Raw genomic sequence first — 20,587 nt, 5'->3', positions numbered from 1 at the left:
TTGTAAATTGGTATTACCAATTTTCGCGAGATCCGCCGAGACGGTCGTCCGCCTGCCGCCAACCCCGCCCGGGGCGGCGCCAAACCCACGACACGGCGCAAGACTAGACTCCAATCAAAAAACAATTAGGAGCCAAAACAGCATGCAAACCTGGCAGCAGATCTATACCCCGCTCGGCAGCCTCGGCCTGTCCGCGCTGGTCGCCGTGATCCCGATCGTCTTCTTCTTCCTGGCGCTGGCCGTGTTCCGCCTCAAGGGCCACGTCGCCGGCACCATCACCCTGATCCTCTCCATCGTCGTCGCCATCGCCGCCTACGGCATGCCGGTCGGCAAGGCCCTGGGCGCCGCGTTCTACGGCTTCCTCTACGGCCTCTGGCCGATCGCCTGGATCATCGTCGCGGCGGTGTTCCTGTACAAACTGACGGTCAAGAGCGGGCAGTTCGAGATCATCCGCAGCTCGGTCCTGTCGATCACCTCCGACCAACGCCTGCAGGTGCTGCTGATCGGCTTCTCCTTCGGCGCCTTCCTGGAAGGCGCGGCCGGCTTCGGCGCGCCGGTGGCGATCACCGCCGCCCTGCTCGTCGGCCTGGGCTTCAACCCGCTGTACGCCGCCGGCCTGTGCCTGATCGCCAACACCGCGCCGGTGGCCTTCGGCGCCCTGGGCATTCCGATCATCGTCGCCGGCCAGGTCTCGGGCATCGACGCCTTCAAGATCGGCGCCATGGCCGGCCGCCAGCTGCCGCTGCTGTCGCTGCTGGTGCCGTTCTGGCTGGTGTTCATGATGGACGGCCTCAAGGGCGTGAAGGAAACCTGGCCGGCCGCCCTGGTCGCCGGCGGCAGCTTCGCCGTCAGCCAGTACTTCACCTCCAACTTCATCGGCCCGGAACTGCCGGACATCACCTCCGCGCTGATCAGCCTGGTGTGCCTGACCCTGTTCCTGAAAGTCTGGCAACCGGCCAACGCCGTCGAAGTGGTTGGCGTCTCCGGCGGCGCAGCCGTGGTCGGCGGCGGCAACGCGCCGCGCTCCGAACCCTCGCCCTACAGCACCGGCGAGATCATCAAGGCCTGGTCGCCGTTCCTGGTGCTCACCGTACTGGTCACCATCTGGACGCTGAAGCCGTTCAAGGCCATGTTCCTGCCCGGCGGCGCGCTCTACAGCCTGGTGTTCAACTTCCCGATCCCGGGCCTGGACCAACTGGTATTCAAGGGCCCGCCGATCGCTGCCGCCGCCACCGCGCTGCCGGCCGTGTTCAAGTTCGACCCGCTGGCCGCCACCGGCACCGCGATCCTGATCTCCGCGATCGTCTCGATGTTCATCCTGCGCATCGCCGCGAAAACTGGTCTGACCACCTTCAAGGAAACCCTGGTCGAGCTGAAGTGGCCGGTGCTGTCCATCGGCATGGTGCTGGCCTTCGCCTTCGTCACCAACTTCTCCGGCATGTCCACCACCCTGGCCCTGGTCCTGGCCGGCACCGGCGCGGCCTTCCCGTTCTTCTCGCCGTTCCTCGGCTGGCTGGGCGTGTTCCTGACCGGTTCGGACACCTCGTCCAACGCGCTGTTCGGCGCCCTGCAGGGCACCACCGCGCACCAGATCGGCGTCAACGACACCCTGCTGGTGGCCGCCAACACCACCGGCGGCGTGACCGGCAAGATGATCTCGCCGCAATCCATCGCCGTGGCCTGCGCCGCCACCGGCATGGTCGGCAAGGAATCCGACCTGTTCCGCTTCACCCTGAAGCACAGCCTGCTGTTCGCCGCGGTGATCGGCGTGATCACCCTGCTGCAGGCCTATGTCTTCACCGGCATGCTCGTTCACTAAGCTGTACCTGCCGGGCCCCAGCGCTACGGGGCCCGGCCTTCACCGTCCACCCCAACCGGTGCCCTGCCAGATGATCATTTCCGCCTCCACCGACTACCGCGCCGCGGCCCAACGCAAGATTCCGCCCTTCCTGTTCCACTACGCCGACGGCGGCGCCTACGCCGAGCACACCCTGCGCCGCAACGTGGCGGACCTGTCGGACATCGCCCTGCGCCAGCGCGTGCTGAAGAACATGTCCGAGCTGAGCCTGGAAACCAAACTGTTCAACGAGACCCTGGCGATGCCGGTGGCCCTGGCCCCGGTCGGCCTGACCGGCATGTACGCCCGCCGCGGCGAAGTGCAGGCGGCGCGCGCCGCGGCCTCCAAGGGCGTGCCCTTCACCCTGTCGACCGTCTCGGTGTGCCCGATCGAGGAAGTGGCGCCGGCCATCGACCGGCCCATGTGGTTCCAGCTCTACGTGCTGAAGGACCGCGGCTTCATGAAGAACGCCCTGGAGCGGGCCAAGGCCGCCGGCTGCTCGACCCTGGTGTTCACCGTGGACATGCCGGTGCCCGGCGCCCGCTACCGCGACGCGCACTCCGGCATGAGCGGCCCGAACGCCCCGCTGCGGCGCATGTGGCAGGCCATGACCCACCCGCAGTGGGCGCTGGACGTGGGCCTGCTGGGCCGCCCGCATGACCTGGGCAACATCTCCAAGTATCGCGGCAACCCCACGGGCCTGGCCGACTACATCGGCTGGCTGGGCGCCAACTTCGACCCGTCGATTTCCTGGAAGGACCTGGAGTGGATCCGCGATTTCTGGGAAGGCCCGATGGTGATCAAGGGCATCCTCGACCCCGAGGACGCCAAGGACGCGGTGAAATTCGGCGCCGACGGCATCGTCGTCTCCAACCACGGCGGCCGCCAGCTCGACGGCGTGCTATCCAGCGCCCGCGCCCTGCCGGCCATCGCCGACGCGGTGAAGGGCGATTTGACCATCCTCGCCGACTCCGGCATCCGCAACGGCCTGGACGTGGTGCGCATGATCGCCCTGGGCGCCGATAGCGTGCTGCTCGGCCGCGCCTTCCTCTACGCCCTGGCGGTGGACGGCGAGGCCGGCGTGCGCAACCTGCTGGAGCTGATCGAGAAGGAAATGCGCGTGGCCATGGTGCTCACCGGCGCCAAGTCGATCGGCGAAATCACCCGCGATTCGCTGGTGCGCGAACTCGGCGCCTGAAGGCGCCCCTGTAGGAGCGAGCTTGCCCGGCTCCGAGCCCGCCGGGTTCGCGAGCCAGCTCGCTCCTGCAAAACCAAAAGAACACCGATGGGCCGTCCAGCGGTCCACGCTCACCGATGATGACTGGAGCCGCCATGAGCCTGCCCGCCGCGTTCCTCGACACGGTAGAACACCTGATCCCCCGCGAGCGCCGCTTCGACGACCCGCTCTCGACCCTGGCCTTCGGCACCGACGCCAGCTTCTACCGGCTGATCCCCAAGCTGGTCATCCGCGTGGAGAGCGAAGACGAGGTGCGCACCCTGCTGCGCGCCGCCCACGCCCAGCAGGTGGCGGTGACCTTCCGCGCCGCCGGCACCAGCCTTTCCGGCCAGGCGGTCAGCGACTCGGTGCTGCTGGTGCTGGGCGACAACTGGAACGGCCGCGACATCCGCGCCGGCGGCGGGCAGATCCGCCTGCAACCCGGCGTCATCGGCGCCCAAGCCAACGCCTGGCTGGCGCCCTTCGGCCGCAAGATCGGCCCGGACCCGGCCTCGATCAACGCCTGCAAGATCGGCGGCATCGTCGCCAACAACGCCAGCGGCATGTGCTGCGGCACCGCGCAGAACAGCTACAACACCCTGGCCGGCCTGCGCCTGGTGCTGGCCGACGGCACCCTGCTGGACAGCGAGGACGCAGCCAGCATCGAGGCCTTCCAGGCCAGCCACGGCGAGCTGCTGGAACAACTGGCCGAACTGGGCCGGCAGACCCGCGCCAACACCGAGCTGGCGGCGAAGATCCGCCACAAGTACCGTCTGAAGAACACCACCGGCTTCTCGCTCAACGCCCTGGTGGACTACGACCAGCCGCTGGACATCCTCACCCACCTGATGGTCGGCTCCGAAGGCACCCTGGGCTTCATCAGCGCAGTGACCTACGACACCGTGCCGGACCACCCGCACAAGGCCAGCGCGCTGATCGTCTTCCCCGACGTGGAAACCTGCTGCAAGGCCGTGCCGGTGCTCAAGCAGCAGCCGGTGTCCGCCGTGGAACTGCTGGACCGCCGCAGCCTGCGCTCGGTGGAGAACATGCAGGGCATGCCGGTGTGGGTGAAGAGCCTGTCCGCCGGCGCCTGCGCGCTGCTCATCGAATCCCGCGCGGCGACGCAGACGCTGCTGCACGAACAGCTCGCGCAGATCATGGCCTCCATCGCCGAATTCCCGGTGGAGAAGCAGGTCGATTTCAGCGAAGACCCGCTCGTCTACAACCAGCTCTGGCGCATCCGCAAGGACACCTTCCCGGCGGTGGGCGCGGTGCGCGAGACCGGCACCACGGTGATCATCGAAGACGTCACCTTCCCCGTCGAACAGCTGGCCGAGGGCGTCAACCGCCTGATCGAGCTGTTCGACAAGCACGGCTACGACGAGGCGATCCTGTTCGGCCACGCGCTGGAGGGCAACCTACACTTCGTCTTCACCCAGGGCTTCGACTCGCCCGAGCAGGTGGCGCGCTACTCGGCCTTCATGGACGACGTGGCGCACCTGGTGGCGGTGGAATACGGCGGCTCGCTGAAGGCCGAGCACGGCACCGGGCGCAACATGGCGCCCTTCGTCGAGCTGGAATGGGGCCACGACGCCTACCAGCTGATGTGGCAGCTCAAGCGCCTGCTCGACCCCAAGGGCATCCTCAACCCCGGCGTCATCCTCACCGACGACCCGCAGCTGCACCTGAAGAACCTCAAGCCGCTGCCGGCCGCCGACGAGATCGTCGACAAGTGCATCGAGTGCGGCTTCTGCGAACCGGTGTGCCCGTCCAAGGGCCTGACCTTGAGCCCGCGCCAGCGCATCGTCATGTGGCGCGACATCCAGGCCAAGCGCCGCAGCGGCGTCGACACCACGCAACTGGAGCGCGACTACCAGTACCAGGGCATCGACACCTGCGCCGCCACCGGCCTGTGCGCCCAGCGTTGCCCGGTGAACATCAACACTGGCGAGCTGGTGAAGAAACTGCGCGGCGAGCAGGCCCACCACGCCGGCACCGCCACCTGGCTGGCGCGCAACTTCGCCACGGCGATGAAAGGCACGCGCTTCATGCTGCATGCCGCCAACGGCGCGCGCAGGCTGCTCGGCGCGCCGCGCCTGGCCAGCCTCAGCGCCTCCATCAGCCACGCCAGCAAGGGCCGCGTGCCGCAGTGGACGCCGGCCATGCCGCAGCCGGTGCGCTTCAGCCTGCCGGCGGCCAGCGACGCCACCGACAAGCCGCGGGTGGTCTACCTCACCGCCTGCGTGTCCCGCGCCATGGGCCCGGCAGCCGGCGACGAGGAACAGGTGCCGCTGATCGACAAGACCCGCCAGTTGCTGGAAAAGGCCGGCTACCAGGTGGTGTTCCCGGACAACGCCGACAACCTCTGCTGCGGCCAGCCGTTCGCCTCCAAGGGCTACAAGCAGCAGGCCGACGACAAGCGCGACGAACTGCTGGCCGCGCTGCTGCAGGCCAGCCGCGGCGGGCTCGACCCGATCTACTGCGACACCAGCCCCTGCACCCTGCGCCTGATCCAGGACCTGGCCGACAACCGACTGCGGATCTACGACCCGGTGAAGTTCATCCGCACCTTCCTCGTCGAACGCCTGGACTTCCAGCCGCTGGACAAGCCGGTGGCGGTGCACGTCACCTGCAGCACCCAGCACCTGGGCGAAAGCCAGGCGCTGATCGACCTGGTGCGCCGCTGCGCGAACGAAGTGGTGATCCCCGAAGGCATCCACTGCTGCGGCTTCGCCGGCGACAAGGGCTTCACCACCCCGGAGCTCAACGCCCACTCGCTACGCAGCCTGAAAGACGCGGTGCAGTACTGCGAAGAAGGCATCTCCACCAGCCGCACCTGCGAAATCGGCCTGAGCGCCCACAGCGGCATCGACTACCACGGCGTGGTCTACCTGGTGGACCGGGTAACCCGCCCCCGCGCGCAGGCGCAACGGATCGACGCACCGTAGGGCGAATAACCGTTCGCGGTCATCCGCCGTTGCCCCGGCACGCAACCACCCGGCGAGCTCCCCGTAGGATGGGTTGAGCGAAGCGATACCCATCACCACCACCGCATGGGTTTCGCAAGCTCAACCCATCCTACGAAAAGCGCCAGCCTTAACCCCACGTTAAGCGAGCCCTGCCAGCCTCTGCCGCGAAACCGCCGCTGCGGCTATCCTGCTCGGCGACAGCATGCGAATGGGGGCGAAGATGAGAATCCTGCTGGCTGAAGACGACCCGCTGCTGGGCGACGGCATCCGCGCCGGGCTGGGCCTGGAAGGCGACACCGTGGACTGGGTGACCGACGGCGTGGCCGCCGACCAGGCCCTGGCCACCGACGAGTTCGACCTGCTGGTGCTCGACCTCGGCCTGCCGCGCCGCGACGGCATGGAAGTGCTGCGCGGCCTGCGCAAGCGCGGCGACATGACCCCGGTGCTGATCCTCACCGCCCGCGACAAGGTGGCCGACCGCGTGGCCGGCCTGGACGCCGGCGCCGACGACTACCTGAGCAAGCCCTTCGACCTCGACGAACTGCTGGCCCGCGTGCGCGCCCTCACCCGCCGCCACACCGGCCGCGCCCAGCCGCTGCTGGAACACGGGGAGCTGCGCCTGGACCCGGCCACCCACCAGGTCAGCCTGGGCGGCGAGCCGGTGGAACTGGCCCCGCGCGAATACGCCCTGCTGCGCCTGCTGCTGGAACAGCGCGGCAAGGTGCTCTCGCGCACCCGCCTGGTGGAAGCCCTGTACGGCTGGGACGGCGAGCTGGAAAGCAACGCCATCGAAGTCCACGTCCACCACCTGCGGCGCAAGCTGGGCAACGAGCTGATCCGCACCGTGCGCGGCATCGGCTACGGCATCGACCGCCCGGCCAAGGACGCGCCTTGAGCGCCACGCCCGGCCGCACGCGCCGCGCCGGCTCGCTGAGCCGGCGCCTGCTGCTGCTGCTGATCGGCGGCGTGACGCTGTGCTGGCTGCTGGCCGGCACCCTCACCTACCACCTCGCCTCGCGCCAGGTGGACCGGCTCTACGACGAAGACATGATCGACTTCGGCGAGGCCGCCCTGCGCCTGGTGGACGTCGCCGGCGGCCAGGGCGAGCTGATCGCCCGCAGCCGCAAGGCCATCGAGGGCCTGCCGCTGATCAAGCGCGAATCCGCCCTGGGCTACAGCCTCTGGTACCAGGGCCAGCCGCTGTTCGCCACGCCCGGCCTGCCCACGGGCCTGGAAGCCCTGGAGACCGGCTTCTCCGAAATCAGGCACGACGGCATCACCTGGCGCATCCTGCAACTGAGCACCCGCGACGAAAACGCGCGCATCTGGGTGGTGGAAAACCTCCACCACCGCAGCCACACCCTGCACCTGCTGCTGCTCAGCGCCCTCTTCCCGCTGCTGCTGGCCCTGCCGCTGCTGGCCCTGCTGGTGTGGTTCGGCGTCAACAACGGCCTGGCGCCGCTGCGCAGCCTCACCGCGCAACTGCACCAGCGCAGCGCGCGCAGCCTGCAGCCGCTGGCGCTCAACCGCGCGCCGGTGGAAGTGCACAGCCTGGTCAACGAACTCAACCTGCTGCTCGAACGCCTGGGCACCGCCATGGAAGCCGAGCGCCGCCTGACCAGCGACGCCGCCCACGAAATCCGCACCCCCCTGGCCAGCCTGCGCACCCACGCCCAGGTGGCGCTGCGCTCCTCCGACCCGGCGGTGCTCGCCCACGGCCTGCAGCAGGTCAGCCGCAGCATCGAGCGCATCGGCACGCTGATGGAGCAGATCCTCCTGCTGGCGCGCCTGGACAACGAGGAACTGCACGAGACCTTCACCCCCGTCGACCTCGGCCAGCTCAGCGAGGAAACCATCGCCGACCTGGCGCCCCAGGCCATCGACAAGGGCATCGAGCTGACTCTGGAGAGCCAGGGCGCCGTGGTCATGGGCGTGCCGGTGTGGCTGGGCATCATGCTCGGCAATCTGGTGAGCAACGCCCTGCGCTACACCCCCGAGGGCGGCCGCGTGGAAGTGCGCCTGGGCACCGAGGGCAGCAAGGTGCAGCTGTGGGTGCTGGACTCCGGCCCCGGCGTGGCCGCCGCCGAGCAGGCCGCCATCTTCACCCGCTTCTACCGCAGCCCCGGCGTCGCCTCCGGCACCGGCGGCAGCGGCCTGGGGCTGCCCATCGTCAAGCGCGTGGTGGAAATCCACCAGGGCCACATCAGCCTGCACCCCGGCCTGGACGGGCGCGGCCTGGGCGTGCGGGTGGAACTGCCGTCCGCGCAACTTTCCTGAACCCCGGCACCTGCGGCGCAGTCCACCGTGCAGGCCCCGCTCGCCTGGCGAGTCGCCGCCTGTGACATGTTCAGCCGTACAGGTACAGCATCATGAAAACCACCATCCTGTTCATCAGTGCCGCGCTGCTCGCGTCGCCGGTGTTCGCCGCCGACCGCTGCAGCGACAACCTGCAGAGAATCGACGAGAGCATGCAGAGCACCAACCGCAGCGACAGCGTGCAGGAGCAGGCCATGCGGCTCCAGGAAAAGGCCGCCCAGGCCCAGGAACAGGGCAATACCCAGGCCTGCGTGGCCATGACCGAGAAGGCCCTCAAGCTGCTGAAAGCCTCGTCCAGCAGCTGAACCGACGCCCGGCGGGCGCCGCCGCGAGCGGGGAAACGCGGCGGCCCCGGGCCGCGGCAATCGACACATGAGGAAACAACCCCTTGAGCGCGCCGGGCAATCCGCTAGAATGCCCGGCGTCATTGGGGAGTAGCCGCCCGCCCGGAACACCGGCGGGGACCACGTCAACATCCTTGGCCGGCAGGCCATGGCGTGGCCAGCGCAAAGCCTGGCAAGACCTTTGACCATGCAACCTCCGCAACGGCCGGGGAGGCGCATGGTCATGGGTACTACACCGGCCGGGAGTTCCACCGTGATGCACCGCCTCCGTCCCGAATCGCCCTCCATCCGCGAGGAGCGCGCGCCATGCTGACCTTCGTCCTCGAACTGCTCGGCATGCTGTTGCTGATCCTGATCGCCGCCGAACTCTTCACCAACGCCCTGGAACACCTGGGCGAGCGCCTGGGCATCTCCGAAGGCGTCACCGGCTCGCTGTTCGCCGCCATCGGCACCGCCCTGCCGGAAACCCTGGTGCCGCTGCTGGCGCTGGTGGCCGGCACCAGCAACGTCTCGCTCAACGAAGAAGTGGGCGTGGGCGCCATCCTCGGCGCGCCGCTGATGCTCTCCACCCTGTCCACCTGCCTGATGGCCTGCTTCGTCCTCCGCGGCCGTGGCCTGCGCGGGCGCCTGGTGCCCGAGCGCAGCGGCCTGCTGCGCGACCTCAACTTCTTCCTCCTGGCCTTCTGCCTGGCCACGGTGGCGATGTTCGTGCCCTCGCAACTGCACAGCTACCGCATCGGCCTGAGCCTGCTGCTGGTGCTCACCTACGTCGGCTACATCACCCTCACCCTGCGCGCCTCCCGCGACCTGGTGGAAGACGGCCACGGCACCGCGGCGGAAAACCCCATGTGGCTGTCGCGCCTGGGCGTGCCGACCAACGCCTTCACCATCCTCCTGCAACTGGTGCTGGGCCTGGCCCTGCTGGTGCTCGGCGCCAAGGGCTTCATCCACGGCGTGGAGGGCCTGTCCGACCTGCTCGGCATCTCCGCCCTGCTGCTCTCGCTGCTGATCATCCCCATCGCCACCGAGCTGCCGGAGAAGGTCAACAGCATCCTCTGGGTGCGCCGCGGCAAGGACACCCTGGCCTTCGGCAACATCACCGGCGCCATGGTCTTCCAGGGCACCCTGCTGCCGGCCATCGGCATCCTGCTGACGCCCTGGCAGCCGCGCATCGAAGTGCTCACCGGGGTGCTGGTGACCCTCGGCGCGGCGCTCTGGCTGCGCCTCAACGCCCGCCACAATGGCATCGCCGTCTGGGTGCTGCTGGGCAACGGCGCGCTCTACGTCGCCTACCTGGCCATCACCCTCGGCCGCTGAATGCCGGCGCCGCCGTGCAAGCCACGGCGCAGCGCCTAAACTGACGGTTCCGCCAGGCGCCCGGCCGGCGCCTGCCGACACACCGCTGCATGCAAGGAGAGGCCATGAAGATCCTGGTAGTGCTCACATCCCACGACCAACTGGGCGACACCGGCAAGAAAACCGGCTTCTGGCTGGAGGAGTTCGCCGCGCCCTACTACGTGTTCAAGGACGCCGGCGCCGAACTGACGCTCGCCTCGCCCAAGGGCGGCCAGCCGCCGCTGGACCCGAAAAGCGACGAGCCCGACGCCCAGACGCCGGCCACCGAGCGCTTCCGCAAGGACCCCGAAGCCCAGGCCGCCCTGGCCAGCACGCGCAAGCTGGCCGAGGTGAACGAAGCCGACTACGACGCCGTGTTCTACCCCGGAGGCCACGGCCCCCTGTGGGACCTGGCCGAGGACAGGTACTCCATCGCCCTGATCGAATCCTTCGCCAGCGCCGGCAAGCCGGTCGCCGCCGTCTGCCACGCCCCCGGCGTGCTGCGCCACGTGAAGAACGGCGACGGCAAGCCGCTGGTCGAGGGCCGCCACGTCACCGGCTTCTCCAACAGCGAGGAAGAAGCCGTGGGCCTGACCAACGTGGTGCCCTTCCTGGTGCAGAGCGAACTCAAGGCCAAGGGCGGCCGCTACGCCAAGGCCGACGACTGGCAGAGCCACGTGGAAGTGGACCGCCTACTGATCACCGGGCAAAACCCCGCATCGAGCGAAGCGGTGGCCGCCGCCGTGCTGAAACTCCTGGCCTGACAGGGGCTTGCAGAGCCCCCGGTGGACTCGCCGGGGGCTTTGCCGTACACTGGCCGGGACCTTCAAAGGTTCTGGGGCCGATTAGGATTCGACGCCGGTAACAAAACTTGAGGGGCATGCCGAGTAGGTGACAGTTCTCGTAAATCCGCTGCCACAATTCATAGTTGCCAACGACGACAACTACGCTCTGGCCGCCTAAGGGCGCCAGCAGACCCTAGGGGATGCCTGTAAACCCGAAGATTAGGTCTGTCAGATAGAACAGGATCGCCGCCAAGTTCGCTGTAGACGTAACGGCTAAAACTCATACAGCTCGCTCCAAGCGCCCTGCCACTCGGGCCGCGCGGAGTTAACTCAGTAGAGATGGCTAAGCATGTAGAACCGATAGCGGAGAGCTGGCGGACGGGGGTTCAAATCCCCCCGGCTCCACCAAATAACCATCTAAAGACGTCCTCGGACGTCTTTTTTTGTGCCTGAAACCTAGTAAATACGGGGCCTCCAGCATCATCACGATCTGATAGCGTCCAGCAGGATCTATGAGATTCGGTATTCCAAGTGGTATTCCAAGCCATCCACTGGTAATTTTTGGAATACCGAAACCGTCCCTGGAATACCCCATGTGCGCCCAAGCTACCCGCCTATCTGATCTCAAGGTCAAAGCCGCCAAACCTCAGGAGAAGGACTATGTCCTGAGCGATGGTGACGGCCTACAGATGCGAGTGAGAAGCAATGGCTCCAAGCTCTGGAACTTCAACTACCGGCACCCGGTGACGAAGAACCGGATCAACATGGGCCTCGGAACCTTCCCCGAAGTTTCTTTGGCTCAAGCTCGCAAGCGCACCGTTGAGGCACGTGAACTTCTCGCCCACGGCATCGACCCCAAAGAGAAACGGGACGCCGTGCAGCAGGCCAAGAAAGCGGCAACCGAGCACACACTCCAGAACGTAGCGACGTCCTGGTATGAGCTGAAAAAGGATGCGGTGACACAGGCCTACGCCGAGGACATCTGGCGCTCCCTCACGCTGCACATCTTCCCGGATTTGGGCAGCACGCCGATTTCCGCCATCAATGCCCCCAAAGTCATCAACCTGCTCCGACCGCTCGAAACCAAGGGCAGCCTTGAGACCGTTAAACGGCTGACGCAGCGGCTCAACGAGATCATGACCTACGGGGTCAACTCGGGACTGATTCACGCGAACCCGCTCAGCGGGATCCGCTCCGTCTTCAAGAAACCAAAGAAGAAGAACATGGCGGCGCTCCCCCCCGATGAGCTGAAAGAGCTCATGGTGGCGATCGCCAATGCCAGCATCAAAAGAACGACCCGCTGCCTGATCGAATGGCAGCTTCACACTATGACCCGGCCAGCCGAGGCAGCGACCACCCGCTGGGTGGACATCGATATCGAGAAGAAGATCTGGACGATCCCTGCAGAACGCATGAAGAAACGCCGTACGCACATTGTCCCGCTCACAGAGCAGGCGCTCGCGCTCCTAGAAGCGATCAAACCCTACAGTGGGCACAGGGAATACGTGTTCCCCGCAGACCGGAACCCTCGCACCCACTGCAACAGCCAGACCGCCAACATGGCACTCAAACGCATGGGTTTCGAAGGGCGCCTGGTCAGCCACGGCATGCGCTCGATGGCGAGCACCATCCTCAACGAGCATGGCTGGGATCCTGAACTGATCGAGGTGGCGCTGGCTCACGTAGACAAGGACGAGGTTCGCAGCGCCTACAACCGGGCGGACTATATCGAGCGCAGACGTCCGATGATGGCGTGGTGGAGTGAACACATTCAGGAATCAGCTACCGGCAACCTTTCGATGTCAGCCATCAAGGAGAACCTGGACAGAAAAGTCGTGTCGCTTCGTTGAGCAATCAGATTAAAAGCAGGTTTTTCGCGGTACTGAAGGACTGACTGATGAAGCTTCCTCATTCCGCCAGATGCTCAATGCCCTAGGCTGGGGGCAAGTACAGCCCGTATGCCACACGGACAACAGGGAGTACCAGGCTCAATGAAATCGACTGGATCGAAAGACAACTGGCACATACCGAGTAGAACGCCGTTCGCCGCACCTACAACCATGCCGAGTACCTAGCCGACAGAGCGAAGATGATGCAACATTGGGCCGACATTCTGGATGACTGGAAGAAAGATAACCAATAGCATCTCTGATAATGCGGTAGTGGGGCTCGTTCAGTAAAAACGCAATACCAAGCGGCTTCAGACAGCTTGTAGTCAAAAACGCATGAAAGGAAAGGATGTCCAAAGTGAGAAGTAGAAATAGTGTACTGACAGAGGCTCAACGAAATGAATTGGTGGTTGAAGACTTCATCTACCATATCCTGAAATCAAGCGAAGATGAGCCCGACTACCTTGATGAAGTAGTTCTTTCTAGCGAGTCGCAGCGAAACTTCTTCAAGAAGATAATCGCCGAGACTGGCCGAGGAACCCAGTACAATTTCATCGACAAGGAAAACTCCCACCTTGTTGCCGCATGCAACTCTATAATTATAAATCCAAGCGCCGACTTTATTGATCAGTCGAAAGAAATAGCCCGACTTTTCCTCAATCAACACTCCGGGAAAACCGCCGACGGCGTACTAATTATTGCCAGAGTAACAATCAGCGCAAACACACAACGACAATCACTTATTGCGCTAATAAAGCTTGATTACTCAACAGTACTTAGACAACAACGGGACGCCAACCAATCCACAAAAGTTCGCTTAGAAGAGATTATAGAGGCCCTTTCCGAGCAGGCCGCCTCTGTTCAAAAGCGTGCTCTAATACAGCTTGACAACACCTTCTCATGGGACGTTCTCGCAGTTGAAAGAAAAAAGTCAGGAGCAGTTCTCGACACCGAGGATGCAATAACCGACTACTTTAAACGATTCTTAGGCGTCCGCCTTAAACAGAATGACTCTGCAATTACGAAGCAAGTGGTTGTAGCATGCCACAAATGGGCGAAGCAGTATGATGGAGATCTTGGCGGAAAAACCCCGGCAGACATCCGACACTCTGTAATTAGCTTGCTTGATGCATACTCTGAAGCTGAGCTATCGTTCGAAGAAATCAAAAACCAAATCTGTCGCCACTCCGATGCGGCGGAAGCAGAGAAAATGTCTTCCAGCTTCGACAGTTACATGGACGAGACTGGGCTGGGAGGAATTGTTTTCTCTCCAAAATCTGGATCCATCCCAAAAAAAGACAGAAAGGGCGAGTGGATTACTGATGCTGGCATCAAAGTAATTTGGGAAGGCGAACGCAACCCCAATATCTTGGACAAAAAGAAACAAGCCGACGGGTCATTCATAATCACTATTAAGGCCAGCACGATTGACGAGCGAGAATAGAAATGGCTCTAGATCTCTATCACACCTGCGCCATAATTACGAGCCTTGGAAAAAGCCCTGACTCACAATATTCCGAGAACTCTTTTGCTGTTAACTGCAGTGGAAAGATCACGAAAAAAACTCGCGAACTCCTACAGTCACTTGCAATGCTGATCACCACTGAAAATCTAGAGGCAATTAGACTTAAAGTGGATGATTTTGACGAATCCTGGGATGAAATTGACTTCTCCACATCAGAAGCCTCTGAGTGGACAATAAATTTAACCGATAAAAGCAAGCTTCTTCAGGCGGCACTAGTTACTAGTGTCGACCTAGAGTCATTACTATTCCTTAGCTTGGATTACTTCACAAAAACTTGGCTTCCCAATGTTTCCGGCTTGCTAGGCGGAGAGCTTGAATCTGCATTCAAAGCCGAGCGCCCGCTAAAAATATTTATCCATGGATTGGAAGCACCATTTGGCGGACCTAGAACAGCCATTATCCCCACAAAAGATTTTACTCAACCTCTACCAGCAGAGTGGCTTTCATCTACAAAACTTCCCCAACCAGAAAAAATACTAAAGCAGGTTCACTTCGTCTCCAACAATACTTTTACGACCTCCCCCGAGAAATTTCTTCTATCCTGGGGAAGAGTCAATCCTGAAATTGCATCCTATTTTGACAATGCTTTTTCCACGTACGCACTAATTTCTTTATGTCAAGAATTTTACAACTGGGAAAAAGTCATATTAAAAGGAAAAAGAAAACTTGAGATATCCGCACAAAACAAAGAGCTAAAAGCATTAAAGCCCACCGAAAAAGAAACCCTCATAAATTGCGTAGAATGGTGCTATGCGGAAAGCGACGAGGAAACACGGATATTACTTGTCATTGATCGGCTCAGCCTAGACATCAAGGAAGGCAGCTCCCTAATAGATGCCGTAAGACTAATACCTGCAGCTTTCACCGAAGCCAGGTCACGATACAAGTATGTCGTACTCGATAGAAAAAAAGACTATACCAAAGAACTCTCTGACATCCAGAAAGACCTATCTGGAGTCGTCGACAAATTCGTATCCACAAGCAATAATTTTGCAGGAAGCCTTCTTGCTGACATTCTAGCGCTTGCCTTTGTATTAACTGCCGGCGTGGTTTCACGAAGATTTATTGCCGAAGATGCACTCAGAAGCCCCGAAGCTGTAATACTCTTCAAATCGTTTTCTGTATATCTTGCCATAGCCATGCTATTGAGAGTCTGGGGCGCAATTTCAGTAAGCCTCATATCCACAAGGCTCTTCACCGACTGGAAAAAGATTGTCAGATCTCACATGTCAGCAGACGAGCTTCAAAGCATGATTGACAACTCTTTATTTCCCGTAAAAGTCAACTTCTGGATTTCATGCGGCGTCATCGTTTCAACCTACATTTTAATGGCATTAGCATGCTGGAATGCAGAACTTACGCTCAGTCTATTTGGAGTGCTGGAGAGAAGCTAAGCCCCTTACCCCCTTCAAATTGGTGTCCTTCCATCGCACCATGGAAGTCAGCTCTAACCCAATCGGAACACTAACCACGGCCGGTGGCTACCAGCAAAGTAGATATCTCCCGATGATTAATGGAAGTGATCGACTCAAATCTTGCCGTACACAGCGGGATCCCCTTCAGTGCATGAAGAAATGCGATCGGCGCGATGGTCAGAGTTTCCGAAGTCGACAGCCAAGCTGTCATGCACCGGACAGGTCGTCTGGTCCTAAATAGACAACATCGATTTTGCTGACATCCCGGGCGACCTGAGCGCGCGCAAGTCCAGTTCGTGCGATATTCAGCACGGCCTGGACCGTACCGAGCGGTGCACCGTCGGCCGCAAGCACAAGTGGTTGACCAACCCAATCGTGAATATGGACAGGGGTGCCCGGATGGGGTGGCGCGCCAAACCATTGCACGTTTGCTTGGTAGTGGCGATGTGTCCAGGTACGGTTCTCCCGCGGAGTGAGACTCTGCACAAACTCGGTCCACATCGCCTTCGTTTCGGCGGTTGGCCAATCGTTCTGAGCGCTCCACGCGGCAATGGCTGCCGAATTAAGCCATTGTCTAAGCTCATGTCCCGTTCGGAACGTCGCGTCTGTGTCAGCAACAGCTTTGATAGCAGCTAGCCTCGAGTTGAAGCCTGCTTGGATGAGAATCGAGGCCGAACGGTTCAGCGTCCCGGTTTCAACGGCGGGTACAGCCAAACCAAGTTCGAAGTCGTCGAGCAGGACGTCGTAGACGGTATCGCCATTGGCGACAGCACGAACTCGGATAGCCTCCATCGCCCAGGGCAGGCGATATACAACTCCCCCCTCAATAAACTGCAGCGTCTCCGACTCCTGCCCGGCGGCAATAGCAGCAAGAGGCTGGCCAAGAAGCCAAGTGCGCAGGATGTCGCGCCAATTTGTCGGCATGGGGTCGGGCGTGAAGGGATTGAAGGCAAAGACGAGTTCGGCGATACGTGTGATTGCGGTGATCGCCCCCTCGGCGTCGGCGTCGGCGTCGGCGTCGGCGTCGGCGTCGAGCATGCAATAATTCGCCTGAACGAGCAGGAGGTTTGCCTCCGCTGCAATGGCGTCTAACGCATGCCCTGTTTCCAGTCCGACACCCGCCAGGAAATATCCACGGCGCTGCTCCGCCGTTGACTTGTTCCAGATGTGCCGGGTGCGTGAAACCAGAGTAGCTTTGAGTACCTGCTGCACAGGTTCGCTCTGCCGAAGCAAACGACGGTGCCAGAGAGAAGACTGGAGAATATTGTCCAGTGCCACCTCGATACCGTCGTCGGGGATATCATTTTCTCCCATGAGGCTGAGGATGGCGGTATCGAGCGTTGCGACGTGACGCTCCCACTTGGCCAAGGCGACTTCGCGGTCCGCAGGCTGCTCGTTCGCGACATCGGGGAAGGCCCACGCTACGGCGTTGTTGACGACATATTCAATGAGCTGATTTAGATCGCCGCCGATATGGGCATGCATACGAGACAGCAGCGCTCCGACAAGCTGAACCAGGCCGCTCTCCATATCACGCGCACCGAGATCGCTGATCAATTCTACCCAGTTACGTCGCTTCTTTGCGATGCTGTCGAAAATGGGGAAAAGCACAACTCCCTCGACGTCGACATAGGCCCGCCCAGCACGCCCGACCACATTCTTGAACTCAGAAACTTCAATCCTTTCGCCGGCGCGATGGAGAGAATGCATGACGACGGCCGTGGCTGACAGGTTAAGGCCTTGCGCCAACGTTGGCGACGAGACGGTGACCTTTAGGATGTTGTCGCGCAGTAGCCGCTCCACCTCCTTGCGATAGGCGGTTGGTAACGCTCCGTGGTGCAACGCTACGCCGAGGCGAAGGCATTTGAGAATGGCGCTGTCCGGTCCCAGCCATTCCTCACCGAGTGCGATAGCGACGCTGAGAGCGGCGGGGCCAGCTTCAAGCAGGGAGCGAAGTGCACCGCGCTCATGGAGATCGACGATTACATCCGCATAAGGCTCAACGCTGCGCCGCTCAGGGCAGAAGATCAGGACAGTTTGCCCATCCTCGACAAGTCGCCATGCAGTCGCGATACACATCTCGCGCTGATCGCACGGGAATAGTTTGGTTCGACGACGTTTCGGCGACACCCAGTTAGGTGGTACTACTCCCGTGAGAAATCGTTGAACCCACGGGCGTTCATCACCAATGCGCAGATCGAGGCGCGCTGTGGACGTAGCGGAAGACCAGGTAACTTCACCGAACCGTAGCCGTGTGGGTCGCCAGTCATGTTTGATTAGGCCACCCGGATGATCCCGGCGCAGCCATCCGGCGAAGTCATCGAGCTGGTCACCATCAGGCAGGATGGCCGATAAACAGACGATTCGCCGCTCATGCGCATCTGGTCGGCGAAGCAGTCGTTGAATCTGTACTTCGTAGCGAACCTCGCGCTCGTTGGGCCCGATCATGTGCCCTTCGTCAAAGACGAGCAGACCGACGTCATTGAGAAGAGAGGGATCACTGCGTAGCGCAAAGTCGAGCTTCTCCGGCGTCGCAACGACGATGTCGCGTTCTCGAATCGTGTCCTCATCGAAACCGCTTACCCCAATGCTGCCGTAAAGCGTCGAAATCGTCTTACCGAGCGGACCAAAAGTCCTCTGCAGGGTAGTTTCGGTCTGGGCCGATAGCGCGCGCAGCGGTGTGATGAATGCTACGCGCCTGCCGCTGGCTAAACAGCGCAAGATGCACAATTCGGCAATGCGCGTCTTGCCGGCGCTAGTGGGTAACGAAACTACGAGATCATCAGTTTGATCTGCCGCGCGAGCCGCCGCCTCGATTTGAGAAGGCCACAAATCGACCTCGGCTTTAGGGCGCCGTTGTAATAGCGCAATGAATAGCTCACGAAGGCGCGGCCAGTCCGCTGCCTCGCCTCCAACGGGTTGGAGCGGTACTTTCTCGTGGAAGGTATTCGACCAGAAGTCCGTGAGGAGGTGAATCGCAACTCGGTGGCCCCACCACTGCGGCAGCATGTTCAGCTCACTGCAAATGGCGAGGCTTTTCCGAAGCCGTTCCAGCGCCTGGTCGAGTAGCGATCGCTCGCCGCGCTCTAGCGCGAGGAGGAATATAGACATGGCTGCCATGAAGGCATCGGTCAGTGCGGTGTCGAGCCCGTTGTAAAGGAAGTCGTTTCCACCGTCAGCGAGGCCCTCCGCAGCCTCCCCTTGATCTAAATTCTCCTTGATTTCGGCAGCGATGCGGATGTCGCTGCCTTGCTCAGAGGCCCGATAGTTGAGGACGCCGGAGCGAAGCGCGTTAAGGTTTCGCCGCATTAAAAGAGCGAGCACGCGTTCTGTAAGCGAGAAATTTTCGTCTGCTTCGACAATCGCCAGAAGTGAGTATGCACGAGCGGAGAGGTGCGCGAGATGATAGCTCGCCGCCGCCATGATGAAGTGGAAATCACGATCGACTTCCTGGCGATTTCCCTTGGCAATGACCGCCTCAAGAGCAGTGCCAGCCTGCTCGAATGCGATACGGGCTTGTGCAGGATCACCTCCGAATTCGCGCAGGCGAAGGCCAAGCCCGAGTAGCGCATATCCGTACGAATGTAGATCGTAGCTTAGCTGCTGCGCAAACGCGGGCGCGTCCGGCGGGAGTTCACCATCACGCCAAATGATCGCGCGCGCCTGTCCGCGCGCTATTAGGCGGCCACGAAATCCGGCGGTCGCCGCATCTAAAATGTCGGCAGCAATTGCTTCAGGCGTTGTTGACATTGGCAATCACTCGATCATAGACCGCGGCGATGAAGGCGGGATGGCCATTCACGTGCAGGCCAATCCCCCATTGAATAATGGTGCCGGTATAGGTCTGGAGAGCGGCAGTTAACAGGGCTTCCGGCGCATTGCCTGAAAAGGTGAAGAGCAGGTGCTGTACGTTCTGTATAGGTATGCCGTGCTTGAGCAGCGCGTCATCGATTGCGTCGGCGAGGGGCAATTCGTTCAGCTCGAGCAGGCGTTCTGAGATGAAGGTCAACGCGTGAGCTGAGGGTAGGCCTCCATCCTTATCCAAGCCGGCCCGAGCTTCGGCAAGGACCTGGGCGGTGAGTTTGGCTCGGCTCTTGGCTTCGGTCTTCAGAAAATGAAGCTGCTGGGTACGGGCGTCTTGGCGAATACCGATGACATCATCTCCGCGCATCGCCATATTGCGATGGTCCTTCCAGCGCAAGCGTTTGATCGGCGCGCGATAGCCACCGCTACACGCATCGATCCATTCCGTCGCATAGATCTCACCCAGATCGCCGGATCGGATCGCTTTGGTGTTCGGCAACTTGCCTTGGATAAGTGCAGCCGCTGCAGGTTTGCCGAGACGGGCGAGCGCACGAGCGACGTGCTCCTCTGAAGCATAATGCCCCGGCACGATGGCTGCCGTTACCTCGATCCCTGTGGGAAGGTTGGCGGGCTGGCCGGTCATCACTCGACGGAAGTGACTCCCTACCGGCTGATCGACCGAATCGCACCAATCGTTGAACTGCGCCACGCTCCTCCTCCCAGTCAGTGATAAAAAAGATCTCGGACGAGAGCGAATGGTAATCCAGTGTCAGTGGTACGGCGAACCTTGCGCTTACGAACCAGCGCAAGGGGGTATTTGTTGCTCAAGCATCTCGGAGAGATTGTGGCCGTCCATGCAGATCACGCACTTGCCTTTCCCGAAGGGAGCGAGACCGTCATCGGTGAAGCCCCTACTATTGACAGAGCAGGCACGGTGCCACGCCGCTTTTTTTGCTCGATATTGCCATAGAAAAGATGCAGCTCCACAACGTCTACGGGTGGGCCTTCAGGCATTCGATTATCTGGCACTTGCTCTCCTGAACACCCCGGATGCTAAAGGTGGAGAGAGCACTCTATAGCTCCACCAGAAAGTCGACTCGAAATAATTTCAGTCCTACATCACTGCTTTGACATACCCATCATGGAGGCTCT

General features: G+C 61.7%; 13 protein-coding genes, 1 other RNA gene, 1 pseudogene and 1 riboswitch. Of the genes and pseudogenes, 13 read left to right on the top strand and 2 right to left on the bottom strand.

Annotation, left to right across the window (positions count from 1 at the left end; translation table 11 throughout):
* Positions 1-142: 142 nt before the first annotated feature.
* The 13 genes and pseudogenes from FG99_RS09445 (at position 143) to FG99_RS32040 (ending at position 15,610) form a co-directional block, all read left to right on the top strand.
* Positions 143-1,819, top strand: a complete 1,677-nt coding sequence (locus FG99_RS09445) for a lactate permease LctP family transporter (protein ID WP_009613081.1) — start codon at positions 143-145, stop codon at positions 1,817-1,819.
* Positions 1,820-1,889: 70 nt separating this feature from the next.
* The gene (gene lldD / locus FG99_RS09440) at positions 1,890-3,035 is read left to right on the top strand and encodes an FMN-dependent L-lactate dehydrogenase LldD (protein WP_009613082.1); all 1,146 of its coding nucleotides are present in this window, start codon (positions 1,890-1,892) and stop codon (positions 3,033-3,035) included.
* A gap of 134 nt (positions 3,036-3,169) precedes the next feature.
* Entirely contained in the window at positions 3,170-6,001 is a 2,832-nt protein-coding gene (locus FG99_RS09435; protein WP_043268988.1) for an FAD-binding and (Fe-S)-binding domain-containing protein, read from the top strand.
* Between the two features lie 241 nt (positions 6,002-6,242).
* Positions 6,243-6,917: a response regulator gene (locus FG99_RS09430; protein ID WP_043268986.1), complete on the top strand. Its 675-nt coding sequence runs from the start codon at positions 6,243-6,245 to the stop codon at positions 6,915-6,917.
* Positions 6,914-8,299 carry a sensor histidine kinase gene (locus FG99_RS09425; protein WP_043268984.1) on the top strand — a complete coding sequence of 462 codons (1,386 nt, stop codon included), beginning with the start codon at positions 6,914-6,916 and terminating at the stop codon, positions 8,297-8,299. The genes FG99_RS09430 and FG99_RS09425 overlap by 4 nt, the downstream gene beginning before the upstream one ends.
* Before the next feature lie 92 nt (positions 8,300-8,391).
* On the top strand, positions 8,392-8,643 hold the full coding sequence (locus FG99_RS09420; protein ID WP_043268982.1) for a hypothetical protein: 252 nt from the start codon (positions 8,392-8,394) through the stop codon (positions 8,641-8,643).
* Between the two features lie 112 nt (positions 8,644-8,755).
* A riboswitch (yybP-ykoY riboswitch) is annotated at positions 8,756-8,924 on the top strand.
* 64 nt (positions 8,925-8,988) lie between these two features.
* Positions 8,989-9,999: a sodium:calcium antiporter gene (locus FG99_RS09415; protein WP_043268980.1), complete on the top strand. Its 1,011-nt coding sequence runs from the start codon at positions 8,989-8,991 to the stop codon at positions 9,997-9,999.
* Positions 10,000-10,103: 104 nt separating this feature from the next.
* Positions 10,104-10,781: a type 1 glutamine amidotransferase domain-containing protein gene (locus FG99_RS09410; RefSeq protein ID WP_043268979.1), complete on the top strand. Its 678-nt coding sequence runs from the start codon at positions 10,104-10,106 to the stop codon at positions 10,779-10,781.
* A gap of 73 nt (positions 10,782-10,854) precedes the next feature.
* Positions 10,855-11,210, top strand: a transfer-messenger RNA (tmRNA) gene (ssrA, locus tag FG99_RS31265).
* A 185-nt stretch (positions 11,211-11,395) separates the two neighbouring features.
* Positions 11,396-12,652 (top strand): integrase domain-containing protein, encoded by a 1,257-nt coding sequence (locus FG99_RS09405; protein ID WP_043268977.1) that lies wholly within the window; start codon positions 11,396-11,398, stop codon positions 12,650-12,652.
* A gap of 52 nt (positions 12,653-12,704) precedes the next feature.
* Positions 12,705-12,945, top strand: a pseudogene (locus FG99_RS32805) (integrase); the annotation flags it as partial.
* Between the two features lie 95 nt (positions 12,946-13,040).
* Entirely contained in the window at positions 13,041-14,135 is a 1,095-nt protein-coding gene (locus FG99_RS31255) for a nucleoid-associated protein (RefSeq protein ID WP_081884601.1), read from the top strand.
* 2 nt (positions 14,136-14,137) lie between these two features.
* Positions 14,138-15,610 (top strand): hypothetical protein, encoded by a 1,473-nt coding sequence (locus FG99_RS32040; protein WP_156060058.1) that lies wholly within the window; start codon positions 14,138-14,140, stop codon positions 15,608-15,610.
* Positions 15,611-15,838: 228 nt separating this feature from the next.
* Here FG99_RS32040 and FG99_RS09400 read toward each other — a convergent pair whose 3' ends face one another.
* On the bottom strand, positions 15,839-19,381 hold the full coding sequence (locus FG99_RS09400) for a DEAD/DEAH box helicase (protein WP_043268975.1): 3,543 nt from the start codon (positions 19,379-19,381) through the stop codon (positions 15,839-15,841).
* Positions 19,365-20,144: a Hachiman antiphage defense system protein HamA gene (locus FG99_RS09395; protein WP_043268973.1), complete on the bottom strand. Its 780-nt coding sequence runs from the start codon at positions 20,142-20,144 to the stop codon at positions 19,365-19,367. The genes FG99_RS09400 and FG99_RS09395 overlap by 17 nt, the downstream gene beginning before the upstream one ends.
* Positions 20,145-20,587 lie beyond the last annotated feature (443 nt).

The organism is Pseudomonas sp. AAC (assembly GCF_000725445.1).
Classification (GTDB): Bacteria; Pseudomonadota; Gammaproteobacteria; order Pseudomonadales; family Pseudomonadaceae; genus Pseudomonas; species Pseudomonas citronellolis.
This window is presented reverse-complemented; position numbering and strand designations above follow the sequence as displayed.

Bases quoted from the DNA above. Each gene is read 5' to 3' on its own strand.
- FG99_RS09415 (WP_043268980.1), top strand. From the start codon at position 8,989: ATGCTGACCTTCGTCCTCGAACTGCTCGGCATGCTGTTGCTGATCCTG.
- FG99_RS09400 (WP_043268975.1), bottom strand. From the start codon at position 19,381: ATGTCAACAACGCCTGAAGCAATTGCTGCCGACATTTTAGATGCGGCG.
- lldD (WP_009613082.1), top strand. From the start codon at position 1,890: ATGATCATTTCCGCCTCCACCGACTACCGCGCCGCGGCCCAACGCAAG.
- FG99_RS09435 (WP_043268988.1), top strand. From the start codon at position 3,170: ATGAGCCTGCCCGCCGCGTTCCTCGACACGGTAGAACACCTGATCCCC.
- FG99_RS09430 (WP_043268986.1), top strand. From the start codon at position 6,243: ATGAGAATCCTGCTGGCTGAAGACGACCCGCTGCTGGGCGACGGCATC.
- FG99_RS09420 (WP_043268982.1), top strand. From the start codon at position 8,392: ATGAAAACCACCATCCTGTTCATCAGTGCCGCGCTGCTCGCGTCGCCG.
- FG99_RS09405 (WP_043268977.1), top strand. From the start codon at position 11,396: ATGTGCGCCCAAGCTACCCGCCTATCTGATCTCAAGGTCAAAGCCGCC.
- FG99_RS09445 (WP_009613081.1), top strand. From the start codon at position 143: ATGCAAACCTGGCAGCAGATCTATACCCCGCTCGGCAGCCTCGGCCTG.
- FG99_RS31255 (WP_081884601.1), top strand. From the start codon at position 13,041: ATGTCCAAAGTGAGAAGTAGAAATAGTGTACTGACAGAGGCTCAACGA.
- FG99_RS32040 (WP_156060058.1), top strand. From the start codon at position 14,138: ATGGCTCTAGATCTCTATCACACCTGCGCCATAATTACGAGCCTTGGA.
- FG99_RS09410 (WP_043268979.1), top strand. From the start codon at position 10,104: ATGAAGATCCTGGTAGTGCTCACATCCCACGACCAACTGGGCGACACC.